Here is a 21,222-nt window from a genome sequence, read left to right on the forward strand (position 1 = left end):
GATCGCTCCGTGCCGCCCGGGTACCACGTCAGCCGCTCGCCACTCGGTCCGGAGTGCGCCCCTCGCGGGTCCAGGCCAGCAGGTCGTCGAGGGGCCACGTGGTGACCACGCGCTCCGGCGGCACCCCGCACTCCTCGGCCCGCTCGCAGCCGTGGATCTGCCAGTCCAGCTGGCCGGGCGCGTGCGCGTCGGTGTCGATCGAGAACAGCACGCCCGCCTCGACGGCCCGGCGCAGCAGTCGCCGCGGCGGATCGAGCCGCTCGGGCCGGCTGTTGATCTCCACGGCCGTGCCGGACTCGGCGCACGCGGCGAACACCGCCTCCGCGTCGAACTCCGACTCCGGCCGCCCCCGCCCCGTCACCAGCCGCCCGGTGCAGTGCCCGAGCACGTCGGCGTGCGGATCGCGGACGGCGGCCACCATGCGCCGGGTCATCGAGCGGGCGTCCATCCGCAGCTTGGAGTGCACGGACACCACCACGACGTCCAGCCGGTCCAGCAGCTCCGGCTCCTGGTCCAGGGAACCGTCGTCGAGGATGTCGCACTCGATGCCGGTCAGCAGCCGGAACGGTGCCCAGGTCTCGTTGAGCTCCGCCACCACGTCCAGCTGTCGCCGCAGCCGTTCCGGCGACAGTCCGCGGGCCACGGTCAGCCGGGGCGAGTGGTCGGTCAGCACCGCCCACTCGTGGCCGAGCTCCGCCGCGGCCCGGCCCATCGCCTCGATGGGGCTGCCGCCGTCCGACCAGTCGGAGTGCAGATGGCAGTCCCCGCGCAGCAGCGCCCGCAGCCCGGCCCCGCCCCCGGTGAGCGGTGCGTCGGCCTCACCCTCAAGCTTCTCCAGATAGCCCGGCACCCGGCCCTCCAGGGCCTCGCGCACCGCCTGCGCCGTCCTGGGGCCGACCCCTTTGAGGTCCTCCAGCGTCCCGGCCCGCGCCCGCTCGCCGATCTCGCCCTCGGGCAGCTCCGACAGCACGCGGGCCGCCGTACGGAAGGCGCGCACGCGGTACGTCGGCGCGCGGGACCGCTCCAGCAGGAAGGCGATCCGGTCCAGAGCCTCGACGGGGTCCATCGCCACCTCCACCTCCAGAGTTCCCCAGCTCCCCGGGGGCCGCACGGCGTGCGCGCGGTTTGTCCGGTACGCGACCGGGTACTGCGATGCCTCATCACCTCGACCGCGTCCACGAGGAGGCCTGCCATGTCCGCACCCGCCGTACCGCGCAGCAAGGTGGCCGTGATCACCGGCGCCGACTCCGGCATCGGGAAGGCCACCGCCGTTCGGCTGGCCCGGGCCGGGATGGACGTCGGCATCACCTGGCACAGTGACCTCCAGGGCGCCGAGGAGACCGCCGAGGAGGTGCGCGCCCACGGGCAGCGGGCCGCCGTGGCGCAGATGGACCTCACCCGGCTGCCCACCGCCGCCGGCACCGTCGACGAGCTGTGCGACCGGCTGGGCCGCCTCGACGTCCTGGTCAACAACGCCGGTACGGGCACCATGACGCCCTTCCTCGACCTGGAACTCGACGACGTCCGTGAGGTCCTGGAGGTCGACCTCGTCGGCCCCTTCCTGTGCGGGCAGCGCGCCGCCCGGCACATGATCCGGCAGGGGCACGGGGGCCGGATCGTCAACGTGACCTCCGTTCACGAACACCAGCCCCGGGTCGGCGCCGCCCCCTACTGCGCGGCCAAGGGCGGCCTGGGTCTGCTCACCCAGGTCATGGCCCTGGAGCTCGCCGAGCACGGCATCACCGTCAACGCGGTGGCACCCGGCGAGATCGCCACGCCCATGACCGGCCAGGAGGACACCGACCCGCACACCGAGGACCGCCCCGGCGTCCCGCTCGGCCGTCCCGGCGACGCCCGCGAGGTCGCCGCCGTGATCGCCTTCCTCGCCGGCCCCGACGCCTCCTACGTCACCGGCGCCTCCTGGAGCGTCGACGGCGGCATGCTCCGAATGGGCCCGCAGGCCGGCTCCCACCTGGGCGACGACGAGTGGCGACGGCCTTGAACCGACGGCCTTGAAACCGACGGCGCCCCCGGCGCGAACGGCGGCCCGGCCCCGTACGGCGACCGCCCCGGAACAGCTCGCCCGGATCCGCGCGTGCCCTGCCCGAGCTGCGCGGGCTGTGCGGGACCGACACCACCGCCAAGGACTTCCGCACGCCACTCAGGGGGCGATGGAGGCGGCCCTGCTCGATCTGCCGGGCGGGTGACGCACGCCTCTCCCTTCCGGGGATCGCGTTCTACGCTCTATCCATGACCGAAATCGCGAGCCCGTACATCGCCCACCCGCGGATCCAGGTGCTCGGGGTGCAGCCGGGCACGCCGCCCTTCCGGATCGTCGAGATCGACGGTGAGGTCGTCGGAGAGGCGAAGGCCGTCACCGACGTCCTGGAGGCCGCCGCGGCCTTCGGGATCACCGTCCACGACCTGGACGACCCGGAGGTGGTCCGCTGGGTGGGCGGCGACAAGTTCACCTGGCACCGGCACTGAGGGATGGCGCGCGCCCGGGAGCGAGGATGAGCCGGTGACCCCGCCTCCGTTCGACGTGGACGCGTTCCTGCAACAGCCGCTCACCGCCCGCCTGGCCACCAACGGCCCGACGGTGCGCCCGGTCTGGTTCCTCTGGGAGGACGGGGCGTTCTGGATCCTGACGGGCCCCTGGGCCCGGGTGCACACGCGCGTGCGGGACGATCCGGCCGTCGCCCTGCCTGGGCCCGGACGAGAGCCGCTGGGACCGGCGCTTCACGCATTACCTGTACGACGATCCCGGCGAGCGAGGCACCGCCTGGCTGCGGCTGACGCCCGCCTCGCTCACCGCGACCGACCTCAGCTATGCACCGCCCGGCTGAGCCGCCGCCCCAGCAGCAGATAGCCGATCAGGGCGCCGGTCGTGTTGAGGATGACGTCGTCCACGTCGAAGGCACGGCCGTTGACCAGCGCGCCCTGAGCGAACTCCACCGTCAGCATGACGACCGCGGTCAGCAGCAGCACCCGCAGGATTCCCCGGGTCCGCGGCGCGAGCACCGGGACGAGGATGCCGAACGGGATGCCCAGGACCAGGTTCCCGCCGATCTGCTTGACCGCGTCCCGCAGCTCGGGCTGGTCCAGGTAGGCCCGCAGCGAACTGCCCGGGCGCATGTTGGTGTGGGTCAGCGGAGCCGACGCGGGGGAGGGCTCCAGCGTCAGCCGGGCCAGCACGACCGCGAACGCCACCATGAAGGCGAAGGCGAACAGCATCGCCAGCAGCCGCAGGAGGAACGGCAGGGGACGCCGCCCGCCCCGGGCCGACCGCCCACCCCGCTCGGCCCTGCCCGATGTGGGTTTCGCCTCCGCCCCGCTCTTCCCGGGCTTCGGCCGCGTCTTGCCGTCGGCCTTGCCGGACTTGGGTCGCGCCTCGACGGCCTTGCCCGACCGGGGGCGCGCCCTGCTCCGGTCGGGAGTCTCGGACTTGGTGCTGCGCAGGCGAAACGCGGAACGCGAAAAGGCTGCACGGGCCATTCGGTCCTCCAGTCTTCAACTTCCCTGCGTCATAAGCCGGTTACCCGAGAACCGGCCGAGAATGCCGTGACGCGGGGTGACATTGCCCCGCCTCCGCCCGCGTTTCCCTTCGTGCCGTGGGGGCACGCCGGCTGTAGCTCGTGGCCGTGGCGGGGACCGCCATCCCTACGGCGACCGGCTCCGGCGAGTGGCCCGAGACTCGCCACCGGCTGAGCCGGATCACCGACTCCATGACGGCGGTCCCCGCGCTGCTGCTCGGCGCGGTGCCGGCCGTCGGGTCGGCACCCGCCCCAAGAGCTCCTCGCACCCACCCGCGCACCGCCGCTCAGGCGCCTCCAGTCCGGCCACGTCGGGCACTACGTGGCCTGGCTGCTGGTGGGCGCCGCCGTGCCCGGCGCCCTGGCCCTGCCGGGTGTCCTGGGCTCCCGATCAGGAGCCGTACCTGACGTTCACCTCCTTGAAGCCGAGGGATTGCAGCAGCCCTTCGAGCATGTTGGTGGTGTTGACCTCGGCGCGTTTGGTCAGTTCGCTCTCCTTCGCCGCCGCGCCGATGTGCCTCACCGCCAGTTTCTGGACGGCCTGTTCGCCGTTGGGGTTGTCGTTGAACAGGTCGGTCAGGCGGTCGAGGAGACCGCGCTGCTTGGACACCGCGTAGGAGCGGTCGACGTCCAGGGCGGCCTTGCCGAGCTGTGCGTGCGGCAGCAGCAGGGTGGCCGACGTACGGTCGCCGTTGACCGTCACGTCGTTCTTGCCGACCTTGCCGAGGTCGACGTAGGCGTCGACGGAACCCGCCCCGATGTACAGGGTGCGGGAGCCGCGGATCGCGTCGGGCAGGTACTTGGTGTCCTTCTCCAGGTCCACGACGACCTGGAAATTGCCGGAGGCCGCGTCGTAACGGCTGATGTCCTGGATGGACTGGAGCAGTGCGGGGCCGGAACGGTCATGGGTCTCGGTGCCGAACAGGTCCTTCAGACCCGGCAGCACACTCAGCCGGATCCCGGCGAAGAACACGACGAGCACCAGTACCACGGCACTCACCGCCTTCGCCCAGCCGGGCATACGCCTGGACACGCGCCTGATGGGAGTCGTCATGCGACGGCCCTCCTTCCTACCCGTTCGAATGCCCCCTCAAGAGGCTTGCCAGACCGCCTCGTTGGCCGATTGGGCCGCTGACGGGAGCAGGCGGGGCGCACTAGCGTGGAGAACCCGCACTTCCGGCGCGTCTGGAGACCCGGATGAGCACAGACAGCACCTCACGTCCCCTGTGCCCCATGCACCACATCGCCTTCCCCGAGTCAGGCCCGCCCCGGCCCGGCACCCTCGCCACCGGCACCCCGGTCTGGCTGGTGACCCGGTACGCCGAGGTGCGCCAGGTCCTCATGGACCCCCGGTTCGACCGGCGCTCCCTGAAGGCCGAGGACGCCCCGCCGCTGCTTGTCGTACCGAACCTGCTGGACACCCCGGACGGCCTGCTCAACCAGGACGGGCCCGCCCACCAGCGGCTGCGCGGCACCGTCCAGCGGGCGTTCACCCCGCGCGCGATCGCCCGCTGGCGGCCCTGGGTGGCCTCGGTGGTGGAGTCCCTGCTCGACGACTTCGCGCGGCGGCCCCGGCCGGCCGACATCATCGAGGGGTTCACCCGGCCCCTGCCGGTCGCGGTGATCTCCCGGCTGATGGGGCTCGACCACGCGGACTGGGACCGCATCCGCGACTGGGCCGACCACGCCCTGTCCGGCGGGGCGCACACCGCGGACGAGGTCGGCACGGCGATGCTGGAGTTCGGGGTGTTCTGCGCCGATCTCGTCGCCGAGCGGCGCAAGGATCCCGGCGACGACCTGGTCAGCGGGCTGGTGGCGGCCGGCGACGGTCTCGGCATCGACGAACGGCAGCTGGTCATCCTGGTCCTGGGCCTGGTGGTGGCCGGGCACGAGACCACCATGACCGCCCTCGGCAACATCGTCGTCCACCTCCTCACCGACGGGCGGGAGGCCTGGCCGCGGCTGGCCGAGTACGAGGACAACGCGGCCACCGCGGTCGAGAACCTGCTGCGGACGGTGCCGCTCAGCGAGGGCCGGGTACTGCCCGGTCTGATCCGCCGGGCCGTCGAGGACGTCGAACTCGGCGGTGTGACCATCCCGGCGGGCGCTGTGGTCGCCGTCCAGATCAACTCCGCCAACCGGGACCCGGAGGTCTTCCCGCCCGGCCCGCCCGACCTGTTCACACCTCTGAGCTCGCCCACCGTGGTCTTCGGCGCGGGCCCCCACCACTGCCTGGGCGCCTGGCTCGCCCGCCTGGAACTCGGCCTCGCCCTGCACCGGTTGGCGGCCCGCTTCCCGGGCCTGAAGGCCGAGTTCACCCCGGAGACCATCGAGTGGCGGGAGGGTCAGATGACCCGCAGCCCGCGTCGGCTGCCGGTCTCCTGGTGACCAGCCCCGGTCGTCCAGTGCGTCTAGTGGGGCTTGAGTTCACGGTCGCCGGACGGCCGTGACCACCACACCCCCTCGCCGTGTGTGAGCCCGGGCAGCCGCAGCTCGACCTCGCGCACCCGCCGGGCCGCCAGCTCGCCGGTGATCAGCCAGGCCGTGGACCCGCCCGACGTCCCCGTGAACTCGGCGCCGACCGAGGCGAGGTGGGCGGTCACCGGGGCGAGGGCGTCGAGCGGCACCTCCGTCTCGAAGGCGTGGTACGGCTCGTACAGCCGGGTCCCTGCCCGCTCCAGCGCCCGGCGCAGCACGATGGGTGTGAGCCCGCGGAAGTCGGCGGCCGTGCTGATCGGTGCGCAGAAGCCCGACCGGACGAGCGTGACCCGGTAGTCCGTGACGGGCGTGCCGTTCGGCCCGGCGGCCATCGTGGTGTGGACCGTCTCCTCGACCGCTTGGTGGAAGGCACGGGGGAGCGCGCCGAGTTCCGTCTCGTACGCGAACACCCCGCCCGAGCCGCGCGGTCCCGGCTCGACCCGCAGACCGATCGTCGCCCAGTACCGGGTGCGATCGTGCCACGGCATCTCCTCCCACGCCTCGCCCACCCCGGCGGGCCGTTCCAGGAAGCGGACGCGGCCCGGCTCGAACTCGGCCTCGATGCCGAAGTCCTGGGTGAGCGTCGCCGCGAGCACCTCCATCTGGACCTCGCCGTACAGCAGCAGCGCGGTGGCGCCGGAGGCCGCCGGACGGGCGTGGAGCAGCGGGTCCTGGTCGGCGAGCGTGAGCAGGGCCGCGCGCAGGGCCGCCGCCTGCCCGGGGCGCCGGGCCCGGGCCAGGGTCTGGAGCGTGGGTGGCGCGAACTGCGGGGCACGGTCGGTGAGTTCGCCGAGCCGGTCACCGACGCGGATTCCGGGCAGGCCGGTGACGACGGCGATGTTCCCGGCGGTCAGCGGCTCCGGGCGGCCGACGACGTCGAGGCGCGTGACGCGGCCGCCGACCTCGGTGGTCCGGCCGTCCGCCTCGCGCCGGCGGAACGTCAGAGGCTGACGCCGGGTCACCTCACCGTCGTAGAGCCGCAGATACGCCGTGCGTTCGCCGCCCGGGCCCGGCAGTACGGCGAAGACCGTGCCGCGTGGTTCGGTGGCCGGGGTGGCGGGTGCCGCGGGGATCAGGCGGGTGATGCCGTCGACCAGTTCCGGGACGCCCTGGCCGCCGAGGGCCGAGCCGAGGAAGACCGGGTGGAAGGAGCCGTCGGCGGTGCGGGCAGCCAGGGACCTCAGCAGCTCGTCCGGGGTCGGCTCGGGGCCGTCGACCAGGGCCGTCAGGATCTCCGGGTCGACGTCGGCGAGCGCCTCGGCCGTACGGGATCCGAGCGGTAGCGGCAGCACCCGGGCTCCGTGCGTGCCGATGCCCGTGACGCCGGTGACGGCGGTCAGGTGCGGGGTCAGCCGGCGCCGCATGTCGGTGAGCAGAGCGTCCGCCCGGGCGCCCGCCCGGTCGATCTTGTTGACGAAGACGAGCGTGGGCAGCCGCAGCCGGCGCAGCGTCCGCATCAGGACCCGTGTCTGCGCCTGCACGCCCTCCACCGCCGACAGCAGCAGGACGGTGCCGTCGAGGACCTCCAGGGCGCGCTCGACCTCGGCGATGAAGTCGGAGTGTCCGGGGGTGTCGATGAGGTTGATCTGGGTGTCGCCGACGGTGAACGCGGCGACGGCGGAGCGGATGGTGATGCCGCGCTGTCGCTCGATCGTCCCGTCGTCCGTGCGGGTGTCACCGGTGTCGACGCTGCCGAGCCGGTCGATCGCGCCGTGGTCGAACAGCAGCCGCTCGGTGAGGCTGGTCTTACCGGCGTCGACGTGGGCCAGGATGCCGATGTTCAGGGTGTGCATGCGGGGTGGAGTCCTCGAAGACCGTGGGCCGGAAGGGGCACTGGGTGGGTTCGAGGGGTCGGCGCATGCGAGGGGTCCTGACGGGAGGAGGGACGGGCACGGTCATCATGGCGCGCCGCCTCGGGCCGTCCGCAACCGGTTTTCCGGGCCCGTAGCATGAGCCCCGGCAGCCGGAATGATCATGCGAGGAGCAGTGCGTGCGAGACATCGCCGTGTTCAGCGGAAGTGCCCACCCCGAGCTGGCCCAGGAGGTCTGCGCGCATCTGGGGGTGCCGCTCAGCCCCACCCGGGTCAGCCGGTTCGCCAACGACTGTCTGGAGGTGCAGCTCCAGGCGAACTGCCGGGAGCGGGACGTCTTCCTGATCCAGCCGCTGGTCAGGCCGGTCCAGGAGAACCTCGTGGAGCTGTTGCTGATGTGCGACGCGGCACGCGGGGCCTCGGCCGGACGGATCACCGTCGTGATGCCGCACTACTCCTACGCCCGCTCCGACAAGAAGGACGCGCCCCGCATCTCCCTGGGCGGGCGGCTGGTCGCGGACCTGATGGTGGCGGCCGGCGCGAGCCGGATGCTGGCCATGACCCTGCATTCGCCCCAGGTCCACGGCTTCTTCTCGGTGCCGGTCGACCACCTGCACGCCCTGCGGGAACTCGCCGCGCACTTCCGGCAGTACGACCTCACGCGCACCACGGTCGTCTCGCCCGACCTCGGCAACGCCAAGGAGGCCGCCGCGTTCGCCCGCATGATCGGCGCCCAGGTCGCCGCCGGCGCCAAGCAGCGGTTCGCGGACGACCGGGTCACCATCAACTCCGTCATCGGCGAGGTCGCCGGGCGGGATGTGATCGTGCTGGACGACGAGATCGCCAAGGGCTCCACCGTCCTCGAACTCCTCGACCGGCTGCGGGAGCTGGGGCCGCGCTCGATCCGGGTCGCCTGTACGCACGGACTGTTCGCCGACGGGGCCCTGAAGCGGATCGGGGAGCAGCCGGACGTCCTGGAGATCGTGTGCACCAACACCGTGCCCGTCCCCGAGGAGGAGCGCACGGACAAGCTGCGGATCCTGACCGTCGCCCCGGCGCTCGCCGAGGCCGTACGCCGGATCCACAACGGTGAGTCCGTCAGCGCCCTGTTCGACGCGCCGCGAACCGAATAGACAGGAAGGAACACACCACGGCTCGGCATCACCCGGATGCTCAGGAGGGCTCGCAGTGGCGAAGGCGAAGTTCGAGCGGACCAAGCCGCACGTGAACATCGGGACCATCGGTCACATCGACCATGGCAAGACCACGCTGACGGCGGCCATCACGAAGGTGCTGCACGACCGGTTTCCCGACCTGAACCCGTACACGCCGTTCGACCAGATCGACAAGGCGCCCGAGGAGCGGCAGCGGGGGATCACCATCTCGATCGCCCACGTCGAGTACCAGACGGAACGCCGGCACTACGCGCACGTGGACTGCCCCGGGCACGCGGACTACATCAAGAACATGATCACCGGTGCCGCCCAGATGGACGGCGCGATCCTGGTCGTGGCGGCCACCGACGGGCCGATGCCGCAGACCAAGGAGCACGTCCTGCTGGCCCGGCAGGTGGGCGTGCCGTACATCGTCGTCGCCCTCAACAAGACGGACATGGTCGACGACGAGGAGATCCTGGAGCTCGTCGAGCTGGAGGTGCGCGACCTGCTGAGCGAGTACGAGTTCCCGGGGGACGACCTCCCGGTCGTGCAGGTCTCGGCGCTGAAGGCCCTGGAGGGCGACGAGCGGTGGACCGATTCCGTGCTGCGGCTCCTGGACGCCGTGGACGAGTCGGTGCCGGAGCCGGTGCGGGACGTCGACCAGCCGTTCCTGATGCCGATCGAGGACGTCTTCACGATCACCGGCCGCGGCACGGTCGTCACCGGCCGGATCGAGCGTGGCACGCTGCACGTCAACAAGGAGGTCGAGGTCATCGGCATCCACGAGACCAAGACCAGGACGACCGTCACCGGCATCGAGATGTTCCGCAAGTTCCTCGACGAGGGCCGGGCGGGCGAGAACGTCGGACTGCTGCTGCGCGGGGTGAAGCGGGACGAGGTCGAACGCGGCCAGGTCGTGATCCAGCCCGGTTCGGTCACCCCGCACAAGCTGTTCGAGGCGCGGGCGTACATCCTGTCGAAGGACGAGGGCGGCCGGCACACCCCGTTCTTCGACAACTACCGGCCCCAGTTCTACTTCCGCACGACCGACGTGACCGGCGTGGTCACCCTGCCCAAGGGCACCGAGATGGTCATGCCGGGCGACAACACCACCATGAACGTCGAGCTGATCCAGCCCGTCGCCATGGAGGAGGGCCTGAAGTTCGCCATCCGCGAGGGCGGGCGGACGGTCGGCGCGGGCCAGGTCACCCGGATCCTCCAGTAGCGCCGCTCACCCGGCGTCGACGCGGGTCACATCGTGCCGGACGTGGCCTCGGGCCGGCCCAGGGCCGCGTCCAGCGTCGGCATCGGCGGGAGCAGCCGGGCCAGGCCGGTGACCCGCAGGACGCGCAGGGTGAGCGGGTGGGTGCAGACCAGGGACAGCTGTCCGCCCCGGTCGAGCACCCGGCTGCGGGCGCGGTAGAGCAGGCGCAGTCCCGAGCAGTCGAAGAAGTCCACCCGGCTGAGGTCGATCACCAGGCGGGCGTCGGGCCGTCCCGTGACCCGGTCGAGGCAGGGGAGGATCTCCATGGACGCGGCGATGTCGATCTCCCCGCGGAACTCCAGGACGGTGTACCCCCGGTCCTGGTACACGCGCAGATGCCGGGTGAACGGGGCCGGTTCCTGCGGCACTGCGACATCGCCTCCAACCGGCTCCGTTAGCGACAGGGGGTGCAGGTCACCGGGGTCCGGGGTGACGACGTCCTGTGAGCGTAGACGTGTCCCAGTGCCCCGAGTACGTGCAAAACCGTTCCCCGCTCTGCAAGTTACCCTCGATGGAGTGAATTTGAGCATGTTCGATTGACATATGTCTGTGAATTCCGCCTGAGAAAGTGCGGCGGTTTTACGACAGGGCCTGCCAGGCCTTCGTCAGCGCCTGCCGCAACTGCTGGGCCTGGTGCGCCGTGAGGTCGCGCACCATGCGCTCCTCCAGCTCCCGTACCGGCCCCTCGTGCTCGGCGAGCAGCGCACGGCCGGCGTCCGTCAGCAGGATCAGCAGCTCGCGCCGGTTGCGTGGGTTGCGCTCACGGCGGACCAGTCCGCGGTTCTCCAGGGACCGGACGAGATCGGCGATCGACTGGGCCGTGACGAACGAGTCGCGGGCCAGCTGCGCGGCCGACAGTCCGTCGTGCCGCTCCAGGACGGTGAGCGCGGTGTACTGCAACGCGGTGATCCCGGACGGCTTGACCAGTTCGTCCAGGTGGGATCGCACGACGAGCTCCACCTGCTTCACCATGTAGAGGAGGGAAGGAGCCGTCTTGGTTTCCTGGGCGTCGAGCATGGGTTCAGGCTAGAGCATTGACAGGAAACCTGTCCGTAAAGAGACTGCGAACCAACAGGAATCCTGTTGGTTGAAATCTTGGCGACGATGCTGAGGAGCGGTGATGACCACCATCGAGATCGAACCCGGACGGCTGTTCATCGGGGGCCAGTGGCGTGATGCCGCCGACGGAGCGCGCACCGAGGTGGTCGACCCGTCCCGGGGCACGGTCGTCACCACCGTCGCCGAGGCGGGCGCCGCCGACGTGGACGCCGCCGTCCGTGCCGCCCGCGAGGCCTTCGACAGCGGCCGGTGGTCCGGGCTGAGCGGCCGGGAGCGGGGCCGGATCCTGCACCGTGTGGCGGAGCTGATCAGGCAGAACGCGGACGAGATCGCCCGGCTGGAGAGCCTGGACGTCGGCAAGCCGATCTCGCTGTGCCACGCCGTCGACGTGACGAACGCGGCCAACGACTACGAGCACTTCGCCGCCCTCGCCCACTCCCTGGACGGCTCCGTCCGTGACACGCCCATGAACGCGCTCGCATACACCAAGCGTGAGCCGCTCGGTGTGGTCGCCGCGATCACGCCCTTCAACTTCCCGTTGATCCTCGCCGGGTCCAAGATCGGTCCCGCGCTCGCGGCCGGCAACACCGTCGTCCACAAGCCCGCCGACGAGACCCCGCTCAGCGCCCTCTACATGGCCCGGCTGCTGACCGAGGCCGGCGTCCCCGACGGTGTGGTCAACGTGGTCACCGGCACCGGACCGGTGGCCGGCGAGGCGCTGCTGCGGCACCGCGGGGTCGACAAGGTCGCCTTCACCGGCTCCACCGCCATCGGCCGGCATGTGGCGAGCACCGCCGGGGAGGGCCTCAAGCAGGTCACCATGGAACTCGGCGGCAACGCCGCCCACATCGTCTTCGAGGACGCCGACCTGGAGAAGGCGGTCGGCGCGATCATCAAGGCCTTCGTCTTCAACACCGGCCAGTTCTGCATGGGCGGCCCCCGCCTGCTGGTCTCCCGCCCCGTCCACACCACCCTGCTCGGCATCCTCGCCGACGCGGTGCCCGGCGTACCGGTCGGCGATCCGCGCGATCCCGGCACGGTCGTCGGACCGATGGCGGGGGAGAAGCACCTGAAGAAGGTCGAGGAATACGTCGAGCTGGCCCGCAAGGAGGGCGGCCGGATCGTCTGCGGCGGCGAACGGCTCGACCTCGACGGCGGCTACTACTACCGGCCCACCGTGATCGCCGACCTCTCCAACGACTCCCGCGTCGTGCAGGAGGAGATCTTCGGCCCGGTGCTGACCGTGCAGCCCTTCGACACCGAGGACGAGGCGGTCGCCCTCGCCAACTCCACGCCGTACGGCCTGGCCGCCGGCATCCAGACCTCCCACCTCGCCCGCGCGCACCGCATCGCCGACCGGCTCCAGGCGGGCATCGTCTGGATCAACGACTGGGCGATGCTCGACCCGGCGGTGCCCTTCGGCGGCGTCAAGGACTCCGGCTTCGGCCGCGAGTACGGCCCCGAGGCGCTCGCCGCCTACACCAGGGTCAAGTCCGTCGTCGTCTCGCTCGGCTGAGCGCACCCCGAACCAGCTTCAGAACCAAGGGAGTTCGTACGATGTCCATCACCACCCGCGCCGCCGTGGTCGAGTCCGGCGGCGCACCCTTCACCCTCTGCGACGTCGTCCTCGACGAGCCCGGTCCGCACGAGGCGGTCGTCAGGATGGTCGCCGCCGGCCTGTGTCACACCGACCTCGGGGCGGCCGGTGGCGGACTGCCCTTCCCGCTGCCCGGAGTCCTCGGGCACGAGGGCGCGGGCGTCGTCGAGGCCGTCGGATCCGCCGTCACCGGCATCGCCCCGGGCGACCACGTCGTGCTGTCCTTCACCTCCTGCGGCGCGTGCGGCAACTGCGACGGCGGCCACCCGGCGTACTGCGCCAGCTGGCTGCCGCTGAACCTGATCGGCGGCCGCCGGGCCGACGGCACCAGCACCATCGCCCGGGACGGCGAGCCGCTGGGCGGTCACTTCTTCGGCCAGTCCTCCTTCGCCGAACGGGCGCTGGTGGACGACAGAAGCCTGGTCAAGGTCGACGCCGACGTACCGCTGGAGTCGATCGCCCCGCTGGGCTGCGGGGTGCAGACCGGGGTCGGCGCCGTGTGGAACGTGCTGAAGCCGGTCACCGGCTCCACGATCGTGGTCCTGGGTGCCGGAGCCGTAGGCCTGTCCGCGGTCATGGCCGCTGCCCTCACCCCGGCCACCACCGTCGTCGCCGTCGACCGGGTCGGTGAACGCCTCGCGCTGGCCAAGGAGTTGGGCGCCACCCACACCGTCAACGCCGGCGAGAGGGACCTCGGCGAGGCCCTCGCGGAGATCACCGGCGGCCGGGGCGCCGACGGCGTTGTGGAGACCACGGGCAACGTCGGCGTCCTGCGCCAGGGCGTGGACGCGCTCGCCGCCCGCGGCACCGTGGTCGTCGTCGGCGCCCCGCCCTTCGGTACCGAGGTCGCCCTGGACGTCAACGGGCTGCTCGGCGGCAAGCGGGTCGTCGGTCTCACCCTCGGCGACGCCGAGACGCAGACCTTCATCCCCGCCCTCGTCGAGCTCGTCAAGACCGGGCGGCTCCCGCTGCACCGCCTGATCAGCACCTACCCCTTCGCGGACATCGACCAGGCGGTACGGGACATGGCCGCGGGCAAGGCCATCAAGCCCGTCCTGACGTTCTGACTCAGTCGACGGTCAGGACCAGCTTCCCCGTGGTCCGGCCGGTGTCGCCCAGCGCATGCGCCTCGGCGGCATCGGCCAACGGGAAGGCACCCGCGATCGTGGCGCGCAGCTTCCCCTCCTCGACCAGACCCACGATCGCCTCCATCCCGGCACGGTCGGCGTCGACGAGCATCCGCAGTGCCCGTACGCCCAGCCGCTCGGCCTCCTCGTACAGCTCGTCCGAGCCCACCGGCAGGATCGACACCACGAGGCCGCCCGGCCGCAGCACCCGCAGGGACCGCCCGGAGGTCTCACCGCCGAGCGTGTCCAGCACCACGTCGACGTCCTTGACGGCCTCGGTGAAGTCCGTCTCCCGGTAGTCGATCACCTCGTCGGCGCCCAGCTCCCGCAGGAAGTCGTGCTTGCCCGCGCTCGCGGTGCCGATCACGTACGCGCCCCGCGCCTTGGCGATCTGCACGGCCACGTGCCCGACCCCGCCCGCCGCCGCGTGGATCAGCACCCGCTGCCCCGGCCGGAGGTCCGCGTTCTCGACCAGCGCCTGCCACGCGGTCAGCGACACCAGCGGCAGGGCGCCCGCCTGCGTGTGGTCGATCGAGGCCGGCTTGTGGGCGAGGGCGCGGACCGGGGCGATGACGTACTCGGCGTGCGAGCCGTGGCCCCACGGGTACGGCAGCATGCCGAAGACCTCGTCGCCGGGCTCGAAGGTGGCGACGCCGATGCCGACGGCCTCGACCACGCCCGAGAGGTCCCAGCCGAGGACGAAGGGCGGCTCGCCGAGGAAACCGCCGGTCGCGCGGTGCTTCCAGTCGGTGGGGTTCAGGCCGGCGGCGCGGACGCGGACCAGGACCTGGTTCGCGCCGGGCTCGGGACGCTCCAGCTGCGCGACCTGGAGGACCTCCGGTCCGCCGAGGACGTCCTGGGTGATGACGCGCATGGTGTTCACAGGGCTCATGGTCGTCCAGCCTGCCCGGCGCCGCCCGTCCAGGGAATGGCATGATTGCCACTCTTCGATAGGATCGTGCCATGACGTATACAGAGCGGCCCGAGCGGGTCGCGGTGCTGGCCCTGGACGGCGTGTACCCCTTCGAACTGGGCATCCCCAGCCGGATCCTCGGCGCGGCGGGCGGCCGGTACGAGGTCGTGACCTGCACGGTCGACGGGCGCCCGGTGCGCACCACCGCGGACTTCTCGATCACCGTCGACCACGGCCCCGAGGCCCTGGCCGACGCCGACACCGTCGTGATCGCCTCCGTCGCGTCGGACCGGGTGACCGCCGACCTCCCGGAGGAGGTGCGGGCGGCCCTCGCCCGTATCCGCCCCGGGACGCGGATCGTGTCCATCTGCACCGCCGCTTTCGTCCTGGCCGCGGCCGGGCTCCTCGACGGCCGCCGGGCCACCACCCACTGGCACCTCGTCGACCGGTTCCGGCAGCTGTATCCGCACATCGACCTCGACCCGGACGTGCTCTTCGTCGACGAGGGCCGGATCATCACCTCGGCCGGAGCCGCCGCCGGTGTCGACGTCTGCCTGCACCTGGTGCGCAAGGACCACGGCAGCGAACTGGCCAACTTCGTCGCCCGGGCCTGCGTGGTCCCGCCCTTCCGCGACGGCGGCCAGGCGCAGTACATCGAGCGGCCGGTCCCCGAGCAGGGTGCCGCGAGCACCGCTCAGACCCGCGCCTGGGCCCTGGAGCGCCTGCACGAGCCGCTCACCCTGGCCGACCTCGCCGGTCACGCCCGGATGAGCCTGCGCACCTTCGCCCGCCGCTTCAACGAGGAGGTCGGCCTGAGCCCCGGCCGCTGGCTGATCCAGCAGCGCGTCGCCCGGGCCCGCCACCTGCTGGAGGCCAGCGATCTGCCGGTGGACCACATCGCGGGCCAGGTCGGCTTCGCCACCGGCGCCTCCCTGCGCCAGCACCTGCACGCGGCGATCGGCGTCTCCCCCCAGGCCTATCGGCGTACGTTCCAGGCCGCCGGACGCTGAACGTTCCGCCGCGCCACCGCGTCGGAGGACCGGAACAGCGGTCGGTGATCAAGGGGGACGGGACATGCACGGACGGCTCGTGGCGGTGACGGTGCTGATGGCCGTGGCGGTCGTGGGGTGCGGTGAGGGGATCGACGAGGACATGGTCGTCGAGGGAGCGCCCCCGGCCACGCCGTACGGCGGACCGCTCCGCGTGCCCATGAAGGACGTGGACGAGGACGGCGAGCGGGCCGTGCTCAGCCGGTCGGGCGCCGCGGGACGGGCACTGGAGTGCGACGGCGAGGCCTACGCGGGGACCAGCGGCGAGGAGTGGGGGAGGGCGGATGCCGGCTCGACGCCGGAGGAGGGCCTGAAGCTGTACTTCGACATGGAGCAGCCGGAGGTCCCGCGCACCGGGTACCGCCGGGAGGCCGAGCGGGACGGCCGGGTGCTGTACTCCTTCGACGTGGCCGGCCGGACCAGGGTCGCGGTCGTCGTCGCGGATGACCAGCGGGGCAGACCGGGCTGGGGCCCGGAGGCGAGCGCGTCCTGCGACCCGGCCGAACTCCCCGCGGACTTCACCGACCCCTGGGACACCGACATCTGGACCGACGCGGCCGGCAGGCGGATCCCCACCACCACGGTGAGCAGCTCCCTCGGCCCCGAGCACTGCGGCTGGCAGAGCGCCCTCATGATGTCCCTGGGGCGGGGCGCGGACACCGAGCAGTACGTCCGCGATCCCGAGGGCGTGTTCGAGCCGGACCTGCTCAGTGCCCCGTACGGCGCCGACGTCCCGATGCCCGACGACGCCCGCGACACCGGATATCGCCTGGCCGACCGGGAGTTGTGGCTGACGGACGACCGGACGGCGGCGTACGTCCGTACGCCCGACGGCGTGGAGGCGTGGCCCCGGACGAAGGAAGTGATCGCCTGCAGGTGAGAGACCGCGGGCGTCAGCGGCTCGCGTGCAGCGCCACCAGCAACTGCCAGACCTGGTCGGCGATCTCGGCGGGCCCCGCGTCGAGCAGGCCGTGCAGCCAGTCGGCCAGCACCCCCGCGAAAGTGGCGGCCACCGCCGACGCCACCAGGGGTGCGTCGGCGGCCCCCGCGAGTTCGCGCTCGCGCAGGCTGTACGCCCGCAGGTCACGGTGCAGCACCCGCCCCAGCGGACCGCCGCCGCCCGGGCTCAGCAGCGCCCGGTACAGGCCCGCGTGCGGGGTGAGTGAGGCGAAGAACTCCGCCAGCGCGGGTGGCGCGTGCACCGGGTCGGGCCGGCCGCGCCAGGCGTGCAGGGCCTGAACCGCCTCCCGTACGACGTCCGCGCAGGCGTCGACCGCCAGGGCCTCCAGGCCGTCGTAGTGGACGTAGAAGGTCGCCCGGCCGACCCCCGCCCGGCGGGCCAGGGCGGCCACGCCGACCTCCTCCAGCGGCCGCTCGGCGCACTCCGCGAGCAGCGCCGCACGCAGACGCGCCCGGGTCCGGGCCGCCCGGGGGTCCTCGGGGGCGGGGCGGGTCACCGGGCGATCAGGACGGCGGCCAGGGCGAGCGCGCCCGGCAGGGCCTGCGCGGCGAGGATGCGGACGTTGGCGGTCACCGCTCCGTACACACCCGCGACGATCACGCATGACAGGAAGAACACCTGGGCGCGGAACCCGGTCGGATCACCCGCGACCAGTCCCCACACCAGCCCGGCCGCGAGGAAGCCGTTGTAGAGGCCCTGGTTGGCGGCCATGGCGGCGGTGGCCTTCGCCATCTCCCGGTCGAACCCGTGGAAGGACATCCCCGGCTTCTTCTGCCACAGGAACATCTCCATCACCAGGATGTACGCGTGCAGCGCCGCCACCAGGCCGACCAGCACGTTCGCCAGGATCTCCATGGGGTTCTTCCTCTTGCTTTCCTGTGTTCTTGAAATTCTTGGACAGGTGTCCATCATAGCTGGACATCTGTCCAAGAATTCCGCCGACTCAGTGCCCGTCGGCTGCGTACACCCGTTCGCCGCCCACATACGTCAGCGCCACCCGGGTCCGCGCGATGTCCTGCGCGGGCCCGGCGAACGGATCGCGGTCCAGGACCACCAGGTCGGCCAGCGCCCCCACCCGCACCCGTCCGGAGTCGTCGAGGTGGTTCGCGTACGCGGAACCGGCCGTGTAGGCGGTCAACGCCTGGGCGAGGCCGAGGCGTTCGGCCGGGAGGAACACCGGCCGGTCCCGCGCGTCCGGGGTCCGGCGGTTGACGGCGACATGGATGCCCTGGATCGGGTCGGGGCTGCTGACCGGCCAGTCGCTGCCCGCGGCGAGCGTGGCGCCGGAGCGCAGCAGTGCGCCGAACGGGTACTGCCGGGCGGCCCGTTCGGCCCCCAGGAAGGGCATCGTCAGCTCGTCCATCTGCGGTTCGTGCGCGGCCCACAGCGGCTGGATGGTGGCCGTCGCCCCGAGCCGGGCGAAGCGCGGCACGTCGTCGGGGTGCACCACCTGGAGGTGGGCCAGGTGCGGCCGGGTGTCGCTCGGCCCGTTCGCGGCACGCGCCGCCGCCACGGCGTCCAGGGCGTCGCGTACGGCCCGGTCGCCCAGCGCGTGGAAGTGGCACTGGAAGCCGAGCGCGTCCAACTCGGTGACGTACTTGGGCAGATGGGCGGCGTCGAGGAAGCTGGTGCCCCGGTTGGTGGTGACGCAGCCGCACCGGTCCAGGTAGGGCTCCAGCAGGGCGGCGGTGCCGGTCTCGGCGACCCCGTCCAGCATCAGCTTGACGGTCTTCGCGCGGAACCGGCCGTGCGTGAACTCCGCCCGCTTCTCGACGAGTTCGGGAATCTGCTCGGCACCGCGCTCGCGGTCCCACCACAGGGCGCCGACCACGCGCGCGGTGAGCGAGCCGTCGCGGGCGGCGGAGACATACGCCGCCGACGGGTCGTCCATGCCGAGGAAGTCCCCGACCAGGGCGTCCTGCCAGGCCGTGATGCCGAGCGCGTGCAGATGGCGCTGGGCGTGCAGCAGCGCCGCCAGCCGGTCGGCCGGGGTCGCCGGGGGAGTGAGCCGCCCGACGAGCTGCATCGCGCCCTCCTGCAAGGTCCCGCTCGGCTCGCCCGAGGCGTCCCGCTCGATCCGCCCGTCGGCGGGGTCGGGTGTGTGCCGCGTGATGCCGGCGCGTTCCAGGGCACGGCTGTTGACCCAGGCGCCGTGGTGGTCGCGGTTGGGCAGATAGACCGGCCGGTCGGGCACGGCCGCGTCCAGCAGCTCCTTCGCCGGCGTACCGCCCTCGAACGCCTCCATCGACCAGCCGCCGCCGGTGATCCACTCCCTTCCGGGATGCGCGTCGGCGTACGCGCGCACGGCGGCGACGGTCTCGTCCGCCGTCCTGGTCCCGGTCAGATCGCACTGGGTGAGCTCCAGACCGGCCGGCACCGGGTGCACATGCGCGTCCTGGAACCCGGGCAGCAGCAACCGCCCGGCGAGCTCCACCACTTCGGTCCGGGGCCCGGCGAGGTCGCGCACCTCCTCCCGTCCCACGGCGGTGATGCGGTCGCCGGTGACGGCGACGGTGGTCGCGGTGCGGCCCTCGGGGGTGAGGACCGGGCCGCCGGCGAAGAGCAGATCTGCGTACATGTCCCGCTTCCTGGTCGGTCTGATCGGGCTGGTTGGTGGTTCCCGACTAGTGGTGTGCGGCGAGCAGTCGGGGCGCGTCGGCGTCGGTGCCCGCGCCGCCGCGGAAGTAGGGCGACCTGCGTACCCACTTGGCCCACGCGGCGGCCACGAGACCGGACGTGATCATCGCAACAGGGGTGAGGAGCAGGAACCAGCCGTTGTCCGCGCTGAGTTCGAGATGGTCGGCGGAGCGGTAGAAGGACCAGCCGAGATAACCGCCCAGGCCCAGAAGTGCGGCGGCGCTCAGTGAAGGCAGCACCACCGCCCGCAGACCCTGGCGCCAGTCCTCGCGCAGCAGCGAGCGGAACCGTACGGCGGCCGCGAGCGCGGTCAGGGCGTACGACAGGGCGACCACGATCCCCACCGCGTTCACCGTCGCCATGATCATGTCGGAGAGGCGGGGGATGACGAGGGCGAGTGCCGCGACCGCCGTGGCCAGCGCGCCGACCAGCAGGGTCCCGGCGGCCGGAGTGCCGTAGCGGGGGCTGACCTTCGACCACACCGGTCCGAGCGTACGGTCCCGGCTCATCGCGAACATCGCCCGGGCCGTGGGGATCACCCCCGCCTGGAGGGAGGCGACCGCCGAGAACATCAGGGCCACCAGGGGCAGCGCGGCCAGTGGCTGGGAGGCCAGACGCTCGCCGAAGAACGCCAGCCCCTGGGCGCCGTGCCCGGCCAACTCCTCCTCGGACAGCACGCGTTGGAAGGCGATCGAACCGAGCAGGAACAGACCCAGCATCGTGACCAGGGTGGTGATACCGGCCCGGGAGGCGTCACGCGGGTCGCGGACCTCCTCGTTCACGCTGAACGCGGCCTCGAAGCCCCAGTAGCAGAACACCGACAGCAGCAGGCCCTGGGCGAGCGCCTGGGCCGAGGGGATCGCGAACGGGTCGAACCAGCTGAGCCGGAAGGGGTGCGGCCCGGTGACGATGCCGTATCCGCAGAAGCCCAGCAGGACGACGTACTCGAAGACCAGCAGTCCGGCCTGGAGCCGGGCCGCCGTGCGGATACCGGTGACGGCGGTCAGGGTGACGGCCACCAGCACCACGATGCCCAGCGCGGTCGTCTGGGCGGTCGACCCCGGATCCAGCGCGAGCCCGCCCACGCGGTGCAGGCCGGCGTCCCCGGCGAGCTGGATCAGCGCCGACCCGGTGACCGCCGTGGTGTACGCCAGGAACGCCACCACCGCCACGACGTTCACCCAGCCGACCATGAAGCCCAGCCACGGGGTGAGTGAACGGCCCACCCACACATAGCCGTTGCCCGCGTTCGGCTCGACGCGGTTGAGCCGGGAGTAGGCGCCCGCGATGCCCAGGACCGGCAGGAACGCCAGCAGCATGATGGCCGGCAGGTGCAGTCCGACGACCCCCGCGGTGACCCCGAGACCGATGCCGATGCTGGTGGTGGCGGCCGTGCTGGACGCGGCGATGGCGACGCCGTCCAGGACGCCGAGGGACCGGCGCAGCGCGGGCCCGGATGGTGGCGGTTCGGTGGCGGCTCCGAGGGGCTGGTGGGTCATGGCAGGGCCTCCGCTGGGGCCGGGGGGCTCTGTCGGCCCCGGTGAGCGGACATGAAACTGCCCGGGGGCTTCTCAGGTCAACGGTGTTGTCATAAGGTGCGCCCACCGACCGCGCCCACCGACCGCGCCCACCGACC

At 72.3% G+C, this 21,222-nt stretch carries 20 protein-coding genes and 1 pseudogene; 10 read left to right on the forward strand and 11 right to left on the reverse strand.

What is annotated here, in order from left to right:
* Positions 1 to 28 precede the first annotated feature (28 nt).
* Positions 29 to 1,066 (reverse strand): PHP domain-containing protein, encoded by a 1,038-nt coding sequence (locus SLINC_RS40605; RefSeq protein ID WP_067446295.1) that lies wholly within the window; start codon positions 1,064 to 1,066, stop codon positions 29 to 31.
* 126 nt (positions 1,067 to 1,192) lie between these two features.
* Here SLINC_RS40605 and SLINC_RS40610 point away from each other — a divergent pair, with 126 nt between their 5' ends.
* The 3 genes and pseudogenes from SLINC_RS40610 (at position 1,193) to SLINC_RS46700 (ending at position 2,846) form a co-directional block, all read left to right on the forward strand.
* Positions 1,193 to 2,002, forward strand: a complete 810-nt coding sequence (locus SLINC_RS40610; RefSeq protein WP_067443424.1) for an SDR family oxidoreductase — start codon at positions 1,193 to 1,195, stop codon at positions 2,000 to 2,002.
* Positions 2,003 to 2,250: 248 nt separating this feature from the next.
* Positions 2,251 to 2,487, forward strand: a complete 237-nt coding sequence (locus SLINC_RS40615; protein WP_067443425.1) for a hypothetical protein — start codon at positions 2,251 to 2,253, stop codon at positions 2,485 to 2,487.
* Between the two features lie 55 nt (positions 2,488 to 2,542).
* Positions 2,543 to 2,846: pseudogene (locus SLINC_RS46700) on the forward strand (PNPOx family protein).
* On the opposite strand, the gene SLINC_RS40620 reads toward SLINC_RS46700, so the two are convergent.
* Together SLINC_RS40620 and SLINC_RS40625 are read right to left on the reverse strand one after the other, a co-directional pair.
* Positions 2,824 to 3,495, reverse strand: a complete 672-nt coding sequence (locus SLINC_RS40620; RefSeq protein ID WP_375141512.1) for a VanZ family protein — start codon at positions 3,493 to 3,495, stop codon at positions 2,824 to 2,826. The pseudogene SLINC_RS46700 and the gene SLINC_RS40620 sit on opposite strands and share 23 nt — an antisense overlap.
* A gap of 429 nt (positions 3,496 to 3,924) precedes the next feature.
* Entirely contained in the window at positions 3,925 to 4,587 is a 663-nt protein-coding gene (locus SLINC_RS40625; protein WP_067443426.1) for a DUF4230 domain-containing protein, read from the reverse strand.
* Positions 4,588 to 4,730: 143 nt separating this feature from the next.
* On the opposite strand from SLINC_RS40625, the gene SLINC_RS40630 reads away from it, so the two are divergent.
* A complete protein-coding gene (locus SLINC_RS40630; RefSeq protein ID WP_067443427.1) occupies positions 4,731 to 5,921 on the forward strand; it encodes a cytochrome P450 in 1,191 nt (396 codons plus the stop codon).
* Positions 5,922 to 5,944: 23 nt separating this feature from the next.
* Here SLINC_RS40630 and otr(A) read toward each other — a convergent pair whose 3' ends face one another.
* Positions 5,945 to 7,804 (reverse strand): tetracycline resistance ribosomal protection protein Otr(A), encoded by a 1,860-nt coding sequence (otr(A), locus tag SLINC_RS40635; protein ID WP_067443428.1) that lies wholly within the window; start codon positions 7,802 to 7,804, stop codon positions 5,945 to 5,947.
* A gap of 197 nt (positions 7,805 to 8,001) precedes the next feature.
* Between otr(A) and SLINC_RS40640 the strand changes: the two genes are divergently transcribed.
* Together SLINC_RS40640 and tuf are read left to right on the forward strand one after the other, a co-directional pair.
* A complete protein-coding gene (locus SLINC_RS40640; protein WP_067443429.1) occupies positions 8,002 to 8,955 on the forward strand; it encodes a ribose-phosphate diphosphokinase in 954 nt (317 codons plus the stop codon).
* Positions 8,956 to 9,010: 55 nt separating this feature from the next.
* Entirely contained in the window at positions 9,011 to 10,204 is a 1,194-nt protein-coding gene (gene tuf / locus SLINC_RS40645; RefSeq protein WP_067443430.1) for an elongation factor Tu, read from the forward strand.
* 26 nt (positions 10,205 to 10,230) lie between these two features.
* On the opposite strand, the gene SLINC_RS40650 is transcribed toward tuf, so the two are convergent.
* Together SLINC_RS40650 and SLINC_RS40655 are read right to left on the reverse strand one after the other, a co-directional pair.
* Positions 10,231 to 10,611: an anti-sigma factor antagonist gene (locus SLINC_RS40650; RefSeq protein ID WP_225988455.1), complete on the reverse strand. Its 381-nt coding sequence runs from the start codon at positions 10,609 to 10,611 to the stop codon at positions 10,231 to 10,233.
* 211 nt (positions 10,612 to 10,822) lie between these two features.
* Positions 10,823 to 11,260, reverse strand: a complete 438-nt coding sequence (locus SLINC_RS40655) for a MarR family winged helix-turn-helix transcriptional regulator (RefSeq protein WP_067443431.1) — start codon at positions 11,258 to 11,260, stop codon at positions 10,823 to 10,825.
* A gap of 103 nt (positions 11,261 to 11,363) precedes the next feature.
* Here SLINC_RS40655 and SLINC_RS40660 point away from each other — a divergent pair, with 103 nt between their 5' ends.
* Together SLINC_RS40660 and SLINC_RS40665 are read left to right on the forward strand one after the other, a co-directional pair.
* Positions 11,364 to 12,818 carry an aldehyde dehydrogenase family protein gene (locus tag SLINC_RS40660; protein ID WP_067443432.1) on the forward strand — a complete coding sequence of 485 codons (1,455 nt, stop codon included), beginning with the start codon at positions 11,364 to 11,366 and terminating at the stop codon, positions 12,816 to 12,818.
* A 41-nt stretch (positions 12,819 to 12,859) separates the two neighbouring features.
* Positions 12,860 to 13,966: an NAD(P)-dependent alcohol dehydrogenase gene (locus SLINC_RS40665; protein WP_067443433.1), complete on the forward strand. Its 1,107-nt coding sequence runs from the start codon at positions 12,860 to 12,862 to the stop codon at positions 13,964 to 13,966.
* A 1-nt stretch (position 13,967) separates the two neighbouring features.
* Here SLINC_RS40665 and SLINC_RS40670 read toward each other — a convergent pair whose 3' ends face one another.
* On the reverse strand, positions 13,968 to 14,918 hold the full coding sequence (locus tag SLINC_RS40670; RefSeq protein ID WP_067443434.1) for an NADP-dependent oxidoreductase: 951 nt from the start codon (positions 14,916 to 14,918) through the stop codon (positions 13,968 to 13,970).
* 71 nt (positions 14,919 to 14,989) lie between these two features.
* On the opposite strand from SLINC_RS40670, the gene SLINC_RS40675 reads away from it, so the two are divergent.
* Both SLINC_RS40675 and SLINC_RS40680 read left to right on the forward strand, forming a co-directional pair.
* A complete protein-coding gene (locus SLINC_RS40675) occupies positions 14,990 to 15,949 on the forward strand; it encodes a GlxA family transcriptional regulator (RefSeq protein ID WP_067443435.1) in 960 nt (319 codons plus the stop codon).
* A 64-nt stretch (positions 15,950 to 16,013) separates the two neighbouring features.
* Positions 16,014 to 16,868 carry a hypothetical protein gene (locus SLINC_RS40680; RefSeq protein WP_067443436.1) on the forward strand — a complete coding sequence of 285 codons (855 nt, stop codon included), beginning with the start codon at positions 16,014 to 16,016 and terminating at the stop codon, positions 16,866 to 16,868.
* A 13-nt stretch (positions 16,869 to 16,881) separates the two neighbouring features.
* Here SLINC_RS40680 and SLINC_RS50175 read toward each other — a convergent pair whose 3' ends face one another.
* From SLINC_RS50175 to SLINC_RS40700, 4 genes are all read right to left on the reverse strand, one after another.
* The gene (locus SLINC_RS50175; protein WP_067443437.1) at positions 16,882 to 17,445 is read right to left on the reverse strand and encodes a TetR/AcrR family transcriptional regulator; all 564 of its coding nucleotides are present in this window, start codon (positions 17,443 to 17,445) and stop codon (positions 16,882 to 16,884) included.
* Positions 17,442 to 17,804 (reverse strand): DUF1304 domain-containing protein, encoded by a 363-nt coding sequence (locus SLINC_RS40690; RefSeq protein WP_067443438.1) that lies wholly within the window; start codon positions 17,802 to 17,804, stop codon positions 17,442 to 17,444. Before SLINC_RS40690 ends, SLINC_RS50175 begins: the two co-directional genes overlap by 4 nt.
* Before the next feature lie 88 nt (positions 17,805 to 17,892).
* Positions 17,893 to 19,527, reverse strand: a complete 1,635-nt coding sequence (locus SLINC_RS40695; protein ID WP_067443439.1) for an amidohydrolase — start codon at positions 19,525 to 19,527, stop codon at positions 17,893 to 17,895.
* 46 nt (positions 19,528 to 19,573) lie between these two features.
* Positions 19,574 to 21,085: an APC family permease gene (locus SLINC_RS40700; protein WP_067443440.1), complete on the reverse strand. Its 1,512-nt coding sequence runs from the start codon at positions 21,083 to 21,085 to the stop codon at positions 19,574 to 19,576.
* Positions 21,086 to 21,222: the final 137 nt, after the last annotated feature.

This window comes from Streptomyces lincolnensis, from assembly GCF_001685355.1.
GTDB classification, from domain to species: domain Bacteria; phylum Actinomycetota; class Actinomycetes; order Streptomycetales; family Streptomycetaceae; genus Streptomyces; species Streptomyces lincolnensis.